Source organism: Pseudanabaena sp. BC1403, from assembly GCF_002914585.1.
Taxonomy (GTDB): domain Bacteria; phylum Cyanobacteriota; class Cyanobacteriia; order Pseudanabaenales; family Pseudanabaenaceae; genus Pseudanabaena.
The window spans coordinates 93907-106397 of sequence record NZ_PDDM01000019.1; the positions used below are offsets into that span (position 1 = coordinate 93907).

Sequence of the window (12491 nt, forward strand, 5' to 3'; positions counted from 1 at the left end):
TAAACAGGTAAAGAGGGGCGGCGCTAAGCGCCGCCCCTCTTTACCATATAAATCCTTTCCTTTTTAGGACTACCAGTATGTGCAAACAGATTCAGGTTTGACTGAGCAGGAGTTGTCATTAATTTTGTTGTTACTTAGACCGAGGTACGTCAACTTAGTCAATCCCGCAAGTGGCTTAACATCACTGATTTGATTACCGCCGAGTGAAAGTACCGTTAGATGAATCAAATCCGCAAGTGGCTTAACATCACTGATTTGATTACCGCTGAGTGAGAGTCGATCCAACATGGTCAAACCCGCAAGTGGCTTAATATCACTGATTTGATTACCGCCGAGTGAGAGCTCCGTTAGATTCGTCAAACCTGCAAGTGGCCTAATATCACTGATTTGATTCTCGTCGAGATAAAGGTTAGCCAACTTAGGCACCCCCCCAAGTGGCTTAACATTACTAACTTGATTCTTACCGAGATAAAGGATCATTAAATTAGTTAAACCAGCAAGTGGCTTAACATCAGTGATTTGATTCCTGCTGAGTGAGAGAAAAGTTAAATTCGCCAAACCTTCAAGCGGCTTAATATCACCAATCTTATTCTCGCCAAGAAAGAGTGCCGTTAGATTAGTCAAACTCTCAAGGGGCTTAATGTCGCTAATTTGATTGCTACTAAGATTGAGGTGAGTCAAATTAGTCAAGCCCACAAAAGGCTTGATATCAATGATTTTATTGCTGTTGAGAGAGAGCCAAGTCAACTTAGTCAAATTCGCAAGTGGCTTAATGTCAGCGATTTTATTGCTTAAGAGATAGAGTTCTGTTAACTTAGTCAAACCTGTAAGTGGCTTAATGTCACTAATTTGATTGTTTCCTAGATAGAGATAAGTCAATTTAGTCAAACCCGCAAGTGGCTTAATATCACTAATCTTATTGTCACCGAGATAGAGTTCTGTTAACTTAGTCAAACCTGCAAGTGGCTTAATATCACTGATTTGAGTCCCGTTGAGCGAAAGTGTAGATAGGCTATTGAGCTTCATATCAGCTAGCTTACAGTCTTGCGTGCCAGATCTCTTGAGCATTACCTCAACCGTCTTTTTAGTCTCTACTGAAACAGAATTCTTCCGTAAACACCATTGCTCAAAGCTTTGATTATTGGTTGGAGCCGCATCAACCTGTGAAACTTGGAACGATAGAATTAGTACTGTGGCTGAGACAATATCAACGTGCAAAGATGATTTCATATTGATTTTGGTTGCTTTACAGCATAAATCATAAAAATATCGTATCACTCTTATAAAACTTTGGTTGTGTGCGATCGCATATTCATTCTTGATCACCATCACCAATAAATATTGTGATCGCTCTATGAAGTGATTGAGAATCAGATGCGATCGCTCTACGGAATATTTAGTACTTACAAACAGATTCTGGTTTGACTGGACAAGATTTGTCACTAAGTTGATTTCCGCCTAGATGGAGTTCAGTCAACTTAGTCAAACCCACAAGTGGCTTAATGTCAGCGATTTGATTTCCGCCTAGATGGAGGTAAGTCAAATTAGTCAAATTTGTAAGCGGCTTGACATTAATAATTTTATTGTCGTCAAGCATGAGTAAAATCAAATTGTTTAAGCTTGATAGAGGCTTAATATCACTGATTTGATTTTTGTAGAGAGAGAGACTCGACAAATTAGTCAAACCCGCAAGAGGTTCAACATCACTGATTTGATTCCCATTTAGAAATAGACCAGTCAGATTAGTTAAGCCCGCAAGAGTCGTAACATCACCGATTTGATTGTCGCTGAGAATGAGTCTAGTCATATTAGTCAAACTCGCAAGGGGTTTAACCTCGCTGATTTGATTGTTGCTGAGAATGAGTATAGTCATATTAGTCAAACTCGCAAGGGGTTTAACATCACTGATTTTATTGTCGCTGAGCCAGAGACCAGTCAACTTAGTCAAACTCGCAAGGGGTTTAACATCACTGATTTTATTGTTGTTGAGGACGAGAACAGTCAACTTAGTCAAACTCGCAAGTGGTTTAATATCACTGATTTGATTGTTGAAGAGACTGAGTTCTGTCAAATTGGTTAAACTCGCAAGTGGCTTAATGTCAGCGATTTGATTGAAGTAAAGAGTGAGTTTTGTCAACTTAGTCAAGCTCGCAAGTGGCTTAATGTCACTGATTTGATTCCAGTCAAGCTTGAGTTCTGTCAACTTAGTCAAGCTCGCAAGTGGCTTAATGTCACTGATTTGATTCCCGTCAAGCTTGAGTTCTGTTAACTTAGTCAAGCTCGCAAGTGGCTTAATGTCACTGATTTGATTCCCGTCAAGCTTGAGTTCTGTTAACTTAGTCAAGCTTGCAAGTGGCTTGATATCAGTGATGTTATATCCGCTCAGATAAAGTTTAGACAAACTATTGAGTTTCATATCAGCTAATTTGCAGTCTTGTGAGCCAGCATTATTGAGCAACGCCTCAATTGTTTTTTTAGTCTCGACTGGAAGAGAATCCTTTTGCAAACACCATTGCTCAAAACTTTGATGGTGGGTTGGAGCAGCGTCAACCTGTGCAACTTGAAGCGATAGAATTACTATAGCGGCTGAGGTAATACTAAAGTGCAAAGATGGTTTCATATTGATTTTGGTTTATCCTATAGTAAAATTCATAAAAATATCGTATCACTCTTTGGTTTCGACAGATCGCAGATTCATTTGCGATCGCCATCACCAATAAATCTGCGAGTTACGGAATATTTAGTACTGACAAATAGATTCTGGCTTGATTGGACAAGATTTGTCATTAATTTGATTACTGTCAAGATAAAGTACCTTCAACTTAGTCAAACCCGCAAGTGGTCTAACGTCAACAATTTGATTACTTGAGAGAGTGAGGTCAATCAAGCTAGTTAAACTCGCAAGTGGCTTTATATCGATGACTTGATTATGATTGAGCTGGAGTTCAGTCAAATTAGTTAGACTCGCAAGTGGCTTAATATCACTTATTTTGTTGAAGCTGAGACTGAGATAGATCAAATTAGTCAAACCTTCAAGTGACTTAACATCACTTATTTGATTGAAAGGAAGATCGAGGTTGGTCAACTTGGTTAAGTTCGCAAGTGGTTTAATATTACTGATTTTGTTGGAGCTGAGACTGAGGTTGGTCAAATTAGTCAAACTTGCAAGAGGTGCAACATTACTGATTTTGTTGCCACTAAGATTAAGGTAAGTCAAATTAACTAAGCCCGCCAGATCTGCAACATCACGTATTTGGTTGTATTCGGGAAAGGCGCTCAAGTCATCGAGAGGCTTGAATTCAAACTGAAGACCACTGAGATCTAGTCTCTTCAAATTAGTCAATCTCACAAGAGCACTAATTTCATTTATTTTATTATTTGCAAGACCGACTTCAGTCAACTTAGTCAAACTCATAAGTGGCTTAATGTCAGTGATTTGATTGCGATCGAGACCGAGGAAAGTCAACTTAGTCAAACCTACAAGAGGACTAATATCACCAATTTGATTGATACTGAGATTGAGGAAGGTCAACTTAGTCAAGTTCGCAAGTGGCTTAATATCAGCGATTTGATTGTTAATGAGAGAGATCGCAGTCAACTTCGTTAGATCCGCAAGAGGCTGAACACTACTGATTTGATTGAAGTGAAGATAAAGTTCAGACAAATTAATCAAACCCGCAAGAGGCTTAATATCACTGATTTTGTTGCTATTGAGATCAAGGGTGGTCAAATTAATCAAACCCGCAAGAGGCTCAATATCACTGATTTTGTTGCTATTGAGATTGAGGGATATCAATTTAGTTAAACCCGCAAGAGGCTTAATATCAATAATTTCATATCCGCCTAGATGAAGTTTAGACAGGCTATTAAGCTTCACATCAGACAATTTGCAGTCTTGTGTGCCAGACTTCTTGAGCATTACCTCAACAGTTTTCTTAGTCTCTACTGGAAGCGAATCCTTCTGCAAACACCATTGCTCAAAGCTCTGATTATCGGCTAAGACTACCTCTGCTTGTGAAACTTGAAGCGAAAAAAGCAATGTAGCGGCTGAGATGATACTAAAGCGCAATGAGGATTTCATGGTAGTTTTGGCTGTATTTCTTTATAAATTCATGGAAACACGCTATCACTCTTGTAAATCTTTAGTTGTGAGCGATCGCAGATTCGTTCGTGATCGCTATCACCGATAGACTTATTCGATTAATCCAAAAAAAAGGGAAGAGTCATGTCATGACTCTTCCCTTTTTTGAATTGGATTTTACTTAGATGGCTAGAGCTGGTTCCTTCATGCTGATCTCTGGGTACTCAAGTTCAGGATAGAGAGGGAAGCGATCGCACAAGGTTTTAACCCTTGCCAGACAATCCGCTTGGACAGCATCGCTCTCAGGACTTAAAAGGCGATCGGCAATGATATTACCAATTTCGCGGAAGTCAGATTCTTTCAAGCCACGAGAAGTCATCGCAGGAGAACCTAGTCGTAAACCACTAGTCACAAAAGGCGATTCAGGATCGAATGGAACTGTGTTTTTGTTAGCAGTGATATTGATGCCGCTTACTAACAAGTCTGCGACCTTACCAGTCATACTAATACAACGCAGATCGACCAACAACAAGTGATTATCAGTTCCATTGGAAACCAGTTTGAATCCACGTTCTTGCAATTGAGCAGCAAGAGCTTGAGCGTTCGCAATCACCTGTCCACAGTATGTTTTGAACTCAGGACGTAATGCTTCACCGAAGGCAACAGCCTTAGCTGCAATTACATGCTCAAGGGGGCCACCCTGTGATCCAGGGAAGACTGATTTATCGAATTTCTTACCAAGTGCAGCATCGCGAGTCATGATTAGACCACCACGAGGTCCACGTAGAGTTTTGTGAGTGGTAGTAGTAACGACATCACAATAGGGAATTGGATTGGGGTGATGTCCTGACGCGACTAAACCTGCGATATGGGCGATGTCTGCCATCAGGTATGCGCCAACTTCATCTGCGATCGCACGGAATTTAACGAAATCAATAATTCTGGGATATGCCGAATAGCCGCAAATGATTAATTTTGGTTTATGTTTCAAAGCCAAATCACGAATCAAATCAAAATCTAGCTGTTCGGTTTCTTGATTTAGACCGTAATGAACTTTGTTAAACCACATTCCCGAAACGTTCACAGGTGAACCATGTGTCAAATGTCCACCGTGGGACAAGTCCATCCCCATGAAGGTGTCACCTGGTTTGAGCAGAGTCAGGAATACGGCAAAGTTTGCCTGTGCGCCAGAGTGAGGCTGGACATTTGCATGGGCTGCGCCAAATAATTCTTTGATGCGATCGATCGCGATCGACTCGATCTCGTCTACAAACTCACAACCACCGTAATAGCGTTTGGATGGCAGCCCTTCGGCATATTTGTTGGTCAATACTGATCCCTGCGCCGCCATAACTGCGAGGGATGTAAAATTTTCACTGGCAATCAGTTCGATATTATTGCGCTGTCTCTCGGTTTCTTTACCGATAAAGCCTGCGACAAGAGGATCGGATGCGGCGAGGATGGGAAACAAGTTTGTCATTTTGCTAAGCTGCTTGATTGTCTGAAATTAAGTTGGCTGAAAAAACGTTTAAGAATTACTTGTTGAGTATTAAAAGCTCTAAGAGATCCCCCCCAGCCCCCCTTAAAAAGGGGGGAGAATTAATTCTTCCCCCTTTTTAAGGGGGATTGAGGGGGATCTAGACAATTCTTAAATGGTTGCTAAAGCTCGGCTGGATTAGCCTGAACGAAAATATCTGTAAAAGTATGCTAACACGCAGTGATTATAGCTATAGACTAAAAAGAGAGTGGCGGCGCTTCGCGCCGCCACTCTCTTTTTGGTTTTACAGCGCTTTGCGCTAAGTTAAAATCCATGGGAGCCAACAAATGGAGACAGCCAAATAATTACTATGCCCAAGCCTAAGACCACACTTATTCTAAATCCCAAACCTCAATCACAAATTACACTCAGTGAATATGTCACCGCGATCGCATGGTCACCCAATAGCAAATATCTCGCTGCTGCCACTGCATCGGGTGAGACAGTACTGTTTGATGATGCAAAGGCAGGTAACGATCTGACCCAAAAGCTGATTGAATTACAAGCACCAACAGAAATTTCAGTGGATTGTCTGGGATTTTCGGCGGACGGGCGATGGCTGGCGGCTGGGGGGCAAGATGGCAAAGTACGAGTGTGGAAATTAGATGGCGATCAACCTGCGATCGCGGCAACCCTCGATCTTGGTACAAAATGGATTGAGCATCTGATTTGGCATCCCACTCGTCCCGAATTTGCATTTAGTTTAGGCAAGTACGTTCAAATCTGGAGCGCGGAGACTCTCGATATTGTGACAACTCTGCATTTTGAGCAATCAACAGTATTAGCGATCGCATGGCATCCAAGCGGCGAATTACTCACGGTGGGAGGTGATGGTGGTATTAAGGTATGGACAGCTAAGGATTGGTATGAAGATCCGATTCGGTTTGAAATGCCGACAGCTACTTCCAAACTGGTTTGGGATCGGGTAGGTGAATATTTAGTTGCTAGTACCCTCGATAATTTGGTTGTGGTGATGCAATGGCTTGGTACTGACTTTGATGCCTCACCTTGGCGGATGCAGGGCTTCCCTGGCAAGATTCGTTGCTTTGATTGGTCATCGAGCAAAACTTCGCCGTTATTAGCTTCCTCTAGTGGCTCAGATGTAGTTGTGTGGGAAAAACATGCTGATCTGAATGTCGGTTGGGAAGGTGAAGTGATCAAAGGACATAACAGTATCGTCGGCTTTGTTGCCTTCAAGCCCAAATCTGAAGTACTTGCCTCCGCCGATGAGAATGGCAGAATCGCAATTTGGAAAGATGCTAAGGATTGGGTGCAAGCGCTAGAAACGCCAATGGGCGAGATTACAGCGATGCAATGGCACCCACAGGGCAAAAAATTAGCGGCGGCAAATGCCGACGGAGAGCTAATGTTATGGACAGAATCTTCACAGGGCAAAGGTTTTCGCTAAAAAATTGAGTGGCGGCGCTTCGCGCCGCCACTCAATTTTTTTGGTTTTATAGCAATAAATATTTATTACTTTGGGCTTGAGCACATAGCGCTCCATGTGCTGCCATGTTTGGCGACAGCTATTCGGCTAACCACATTTGGGCTGTTCGGGGTGGGACAAATAGGGACAGCGTATTTCCAGAAAGGTTCATCTCATTGTGATGGATGAGATCTCGATATTTAGCAGGGTTTTTTAGTCCCCAAGTGCTGAAATTTGCCCATTGGTTCGATCCACTTTTGTTTATAGCCACAATTCCATTTGCGCCTCGGCGGAATACTAGCAATAAGTCACTTTCATAAAGGATAACCATTGGCTGACCATGAACAGCATTATGAAAATGGATCATCGCCACCATATCCGCTCGCTTGTATACATCTAACCAGCGATCGCGGTCTTGCGAACGGTGAGATTCATTATGGTCAGAATAAATCAGAGGCACTCCTCCATCGCGTCCCAAGATGTAAGCATGAGCCAAATGTTCATCTTGTGGATCAAATAACCAAAAGCGAAATCCATCATTGTGAGGAATATCGTGGTTAATTACAAAGGTTACTGATCGATTCCAAGGCAAAGCATTATTTTGGCTTTCAGGACGAGCTAATGACCGCAAAGAACCGCCAAATCCAAATGCTTCGCGCATAGTTTGGAATAGAGGAAAATCATAGCCTGAAATCCAAGTTTCCCTTAAAAATGGATCAAGGAATATCCGCTCATCGCGATCGCTACCTGTTAAAACTTCCCCAAACCAAAATCGATCTCGAAACTTAGGATTATCAGCGAAGTTATCAATCATTCGCTCGGTGATATGTTTAATGGCATCAATCCGAAAGCCATCAAACCCCATCTCTATCATTGCCTCTACCATAGCGGTCTGCTGCTGCAACACCCAGTCAGAATTTTTGAGATCAGGTAGCCCTGATAAATTCTGATAGATTACTGCATCTCGATTTGACCACTCATCGCTATCAATCTCACCAGCATTGTTAAAGTCGAAAACAGAAAATAATCCTTTACTGAGGTCACCATATAATCGGTTCTCCTCAAACAAGGCAGGCTGTTTTTGGTAACGCTCAAGCTCGGCTGCACCTGGAAAATCGAAATGATCTTTACGAGCTTCGTTTGCCATGTGGTTAACTACAAGATCCGCATACACCTGTAATTTGGGAGTGCTCTCATGGCAAGCCTGAATCAACCTCTCCAGATCCTTTTTGCCTCCCAAATGGGATAGCAATACTCGATAATCTTTAGGTTGATATCTCTGCCACCACTGATCGCCATTAGGATCTGAGTAAAGTGGAGGTGGGATCAGCACCGCTCCATATCCAGCATCTCGAATAGAATCAAGGTTGTCAATAATATCCGTATATCGCCAATTAAAGGCATGGAGAGTAACATTTCGCATGGTTATTCTTTCCCTATGATGGTCGAAAAAATGGTCGAAAAATCTGATTGGATGTAAAGGACGGAAACATTGTACTGATTTTTTAAAGGATTTACTGCTAGAGCAGGTGATCTCATTTCAGTTAATTAAAGCAAGTTGCGGAGATAATCGCCTATGACGGTGATGAACCAAAATCGGTTTCATAATGAGAATTGCTGAAATTCAGCAATTTATGCTATCAAAGCATACATAGTGTGATATTATTACAATCGCTTTGCTTACCAAAGACACTACAAAACATATTTGGAGAGGTGGCAGAGTGGTTGAATGCGTCTGACTCGAAATCAGATTTGGGGTCACACCTAACGGGAGTTCGAATCTCCCCCTCTCCGTAAAAGCAAAAAAGTGCTTGATGCCTAGCATCAAGCGCTTTTTTGTGGGCAAAAAATTATAAACATTGGTTTCATAATTTCTCGTTACAAAAACTGCAACTGAGAAACTAATCCTTACTAAGAGTGAGAGACTCAAGATCAAGAAACACTAACAGCTTGCAAAACTGCCTAACACAAGGATGCAGGCGCTGAGGAGCGAAATTACTATGAAATCAATTAAGCCTATCTATATCGCCTTACCTGCTGCGATCATCCTTGCTGGTGCGATCGCTCATCGCACCTTAGCTCAGTCTAGCCCGATCGCTAAAACTCCACAAAATCCTAGCACTATGGTTAGAACAGGAATTCTCGAACCAGTTAGCGATCGCACTCCTCGCGCCGAAACAAACAAAGATCGTCCTGTTGGTGGGCTGTATGTCCAAACCACCGATCGCAAGCAACAAGCTTTCACCCTAACCAATACTGATGTCAAAGGAAAAATATCTGGCAACATTTCAAGGGTAGAAGTCACCCAAACTTTTCAGAATCCCTATGACAAACCCTTAGAAGCCATATATGTATTCCCATTGCCAGACCAAGCGGCTGTCGATGACATGGAAATTAAGATTGGCGATCGCGTGATTAAAGGGGATATCAAAAAACGTGAAGAAGCCAAGGAAATCTATGACCGCGCCCGCAAAGAAGGACGCACTGCGGGTTTGCTAGAACAGGAACGGGATAATATCTTCACGCAATCTCTTGCCAATATCAAACCAGGTGAACAAATCAAGGTGACGATTCGCTACACCGAAAGCCTGAAATTTGAGCAAGGCGATTATGAGTTTGTATTCCCAATGGTCGTGGGACCTCGCTATATTCCAGGAACAGCGATCGATCCAAAGGGAAATACTACTCAAGTCCCTGATGCCTCGCGAATTACTCCACCTGTTCTGAAACCTGAAACGAGATCGGGCAATGATATTACCGTGAGCTTGCAAATTGATGCAGGCGTTCCCATTCGCAATCTTTACTCCACTTCCCATCGCATTGATGTTCAGAATAATGGCGAAACCATGCAACTAAAATTAGCGGCTGGCGATAACATTCCTAACAAAGACTTGATTGTGCGTTACAAAATCAGTAGCGATCGCACTCAGCCCACGATCCTCACAACCACAACCGACCAAGGCTCACACTTTGCAACTTATCTGATTCCTGCGATCGCCTATCGTGCCGATCAAATTGTACCCAAGGACGTTGTGTTTTTAATGGATACATCAGGTTCCCAATCTGGCGATCCGATTATCAAATCAAGGGAACTGATGCGTCGCTTTATCAATGGATTGAATCCAAACGACACCTTCACAATTATTGATTTTTCTAGCACCACTCGCCAGCTTTCTAGCTATCCTCTCCAAAATACTGCGGCAAATCGTCAAAAGGCGATGAACTATATCGATCAAGTTGATGCTAATGGAGGTACAGAATTAATGAATGGCATCAATGCTGTAACTAACTTCCCTTCATCATCTAATGGACGTATTCGCAGCGTGGTACTAATTACCGATGGTTATATTGGCAACGACAATGAAGTAATCGCTGCCGTTCAGAAAAATCTTAAACCTGGTAACCGTCTCTATAGCTTCGGTGTTGGTAGTTCCGTTAATCGCTACTTGCTAGAGCGTGTTGCCGAAATGGGGCGTGGTACATCGCGAGTCGTGCGTCAAGATGAACCAACGCAGGAAGTTGCCGAGAAGTTCTTCCGTCAAATCAATAATCCTGTTCTCACTAATATTCAAGTGAAATGGGAAGGTGATGGCGCGGCTCCCGAAATCTATCCTAGCAATGCTCCTGACCTATTTGCGGAGCAGCCTCTAGTATTATTTGGCAAAAAGGGCGATCGCATTAACGGCAAACTCAAAATCACTGGTATCGCCGCTGGTGGTGAGCGTTACGAGCAAACCCTTGATGTGAATTTTGAGAAGGACAATAGTAATCTCGGTATTGCCCAACTATGGGGACGCGCCCACATTAAAGATTTAATGAATCAGATGTTTGGCGGCGAAGTCAAATCTTTAGTTGATGCAGTGACTCAAACTGCTCTCAACTATCGCTTGCTCTCTCAATACACTGCCTTTGTTGCGGTGAGTGAAGAAGTGCGAGTCAATCCTGACGGCGGTAAGGTTACAGTAAATGTTCCAGTAGAAATGCCTCAGGGCGTAACTTTTGGCGTAACCTCAGGCGAGATCGCCGATAGTCGAAGCCTCAAGCCCGCTGCCCCAAGCCCAACGACTATGCCTTCTCAGCTATATAATTCGCGAGTCAGAGTACAAGGCGGTACTACTTTTACTGGCAAGGATCAGCTTAACATTAGGCTCAGCCCTAAGGTTGATAGCGAAAACACTCCTGCCGAACCATCAAAAGTAAGTCAACAATCTACTGTATCAAAAGTCCAAATCGTGAGTATCTTAGGGATTGCGGGTGTTGATATTAGTATTGTCCAACAAGCGATCGCGCAACAGTTGCAGTCAATCAGCGTTCCTACTGGATTCAATGGCACTGTAATCTTGGAGATTCCAATTCAAAATGGCAGATTGACAAGATTCGTACTAGATGATGTGGCTTCGACGCTGAAGGATAAGACAATTGTGGATTTGATCAAGCGATCGCTACAAAATGTTGTCCTCCCATCAACAGCAACAGGTACTATTCGTTTGACATTGAATGTAAATTGACAACTGATTTTATTTGAAGTGCTTTGCGATCAAACCTGAACCACAATAATTTTTTATTGTGGTTTGTTTGATCGGAAATAGCTGTATTTTTAGCGTTGCATAATCAAATTAGGCTAATCAGTGGTTTGGTGGCATTGATGTAAATGAAGCGATCGCTTATTTTCTCTTTTCACTACTGTGAATCCCGCTCTATCGGTTTAAACTCAATTTAAGAGTAGAATTATAATTGCAAATTCTCTTAAAAATCTACAACACGAAACAATTCAAGTTTACAAAAAACTAGGAGTGTCAATGAGTTTAACTCGCAGTATACTTACAATCTTGCTGATCGCCTTTGGAGCTATATTATTTGTTCTATCCATATGGATCTTTGTTACATCTCCAAATGCAGCATTTATGGCATTCCTGATTGGTTCTAGCGGATTGATTTTAGGTTACATCGGATGGCTTTTGAGAACATCGACATCATCACAAAGCTTTATCCGCAGTTTGCTAACGACTGGACTAATTGTCTTTGGGATTGGATTGATTGTCTTAACATTATTTTCAACAGTAATTAGTAGCCCTATTACACCTCTAATTTCTGGCTTTATGGGATTAGCTGTTGGTGTTGGTGGATGGCTATTGCAAAAGCCTAAAAAGCCAATGAGCCTAATCCGCAATATTTCCAGGAGCATTCTGCTCACAATCGGATTGGGAATATTTGTTTCTCCAATCTTAATTTTGACCTTATACGGGACTAATACTACATACGTAAATATTGCATTAATGCATTTCATTATTGGATTGATTATCGGACTAATTGGTTTGTCCGCAAGAAACCAAAGAAGTCAATAGACTAGCGAGCACCAAGGGAGCATGTCACTTTTGCGAAAAAGCGAGAAAAAGGAGGGAAAATAGAATAATTTAGAGGCCAGTAAAAGCATGACACCAGAACAA

General features: G+C 42.2%; 8 protein-coding genes and 1 tRNA gene. 4 read left to right on the top strand and 5 right to left on the bottom strand.

All coding sequences use genetic code 11. The annotated features are described in order from the left end of the window. Positions 1-69: 69 nt before the first annotated feature. From CQ839_RS16950 to glyA, 4 genes are all read right to left on the bottom strand, one after another. The gene (locus CQ839_RS16950; RefSeq protein WP_219817799.1) at positions 70-1443 is read right to left on the bottom strand and encodes a leucine-rich repeat domain-containing protein; all 1374 of its coding nucleotides are present in this window, start codon (positions 1441-1443) and stop codon (positions 70-72) included. Further along, a complete protein-coding gene (locus tag CQ839_RS16955) occupies positions 1397-2620 on the bottom strand; it encodes a leucine-rich repeat domain-containing protein (protein ID WP_103669474.1) in 1224 nt (407 codons plus the stop codon). Before CQ839_RS16955 ends, CQ839_RS16950 begins: the two co-directional genes overlap by 47 nt. 120 nt (positions 2621-2740) lie before the next feature. Next, entirely contained in the window at positions 2741-4081 is a 1341-nt protein-coding gene (locus CQ839_RS16960) for a leucine-rich repeat domain-containing protein (protein WP_103669475.1), read from the bottom strand. Between the two features lie 181 nt (positions 4082-4262). Continuing rightward, complete coding sequence (glyA, locus tag CQ839_RS16965) at positions 4263-5561, bottom strand: serine hydroxymethyltransferase (RefSeq protein WP_103669476.1); 1299 nt, start codon at positions 5559-5561, stop codon at positions 4263-4265. A 367-nt stretch (positions 5562-5928) separates the two neighbouring features. On the opposite strand from glyA, the gene CQ839_RS16970 reads away from it, so the two are divergent. After that, positions 5929-7026 (top strand): WD40 repeat domain-containing protein, encoded by a 1098-nt coding sequence (locus CQ839_RS16970; RefSeq protein ID WP_103669477.1) that lies wholly within the window; start codon positions 5929-5931, stop codon positions 7024-7026. Between the two features lie 118 nt (positions 7027-7144). Here CQ839_RS16970 and CQ839_RS16975 read toward each other — a convergent pair whose 3' ends face one another. After that, a complete protein-coding gene (locus CQ839_RS16975; protein ID WP_103669478.1) occupies positions 7145-8467 on the bottom strand; it encodes an alpha-amylase family protein in 1323 nt (440 codons plus the stop codon). A 284-nt stretch (positions 8468-8751) separates the two neighbouring features. Here CQ839_RS16975 and CQ839_RS16980 point away from each other — a divergent pair. From CQ839_RS16980 to CQ839_RS16990, 3 genes are all read left to right on the top strand, one after another. Then, positions 8752-8838: transfer RNA gene (locus CQ839_RS16980), tRNA-Ser, on the top strand. Between the two features lie 206 nt (positions 8839-9044). Beyond that, positions 9045-11552 (top strand): VIT domain-containing protein, encoded by a 2508-nt coding sequence (locus tag CQ839_RS16985; RefSeq protein ID WP_181016228.1) that lies wholly within the window; start codon positions 9045-9047, stop codon positions 11550-11552. Between the two features lie 291 nt (positions 11553-11843). Continuing rightward, on the top strand, positions 11844-12389 hold the full coding sequence (locus tag CQ839_RS16990; protein ID WP_103669480.1) for a hypothetical protein: 546 nt from the start codon (positions 11844-11846) through the stop codon (positions 12387-12389). Positions 12390-12491: the final 102 nt, after the last annotated feature.

Excerpts from the sequence above, each read along its gene's own strand:
- CQ839_RS16990 (WP_103669480.1), top strand. The coding sequence starts at position 11,844 with ATGAGTTTAACTCGCAGTATACTTACAATCTTGCTGATCGCCTTTGGA.
- CQ839_RS16955 (WP_103669474.1), bottom strand. The coding sequence starts at position 2,620 with ATGAAACCATCTTTGCACTTTAGTATTACCTCAGCCGCTATAGTAATT.
- CQ839_RS16975 (WP_103669478.1), bottom strand. The coding sequence starts at position 8,467 with ATGCGAAATGTTACTCTCCATGCCTTTAATTGGCGATATACGGATATT.
- CQ839_RS16960 (WP_103669475.1), bottom strand. The coding sequence starts at position 4,081 with ATGAAATCCTCATTGCGCTTTAGTATCATCTCAGCCGCTACATTGCTT.
- glyA (WP_103669476.1), bottom strand. The coding sequence starts at position 5,561 with ATGACAAACTTGTTTCCCATCCTCGCCGCATCCGATCCTCTTGTCGCA.
- CQ839_RS16970 (WP_103669477.1), top strand. The coding sequence starts at position 5,929 with ATGCCCAAGCCTAAGACCACACTTATTCTAAATCCCAAACCTCAATCA.
- CQ839_RS16985 (WP_181016228.1), top strand. The coding sequence starts at position 9,045 with ATGAAATCAATTAAGCCTATCTATATCGCCTTACCTGCTGCGATCATC.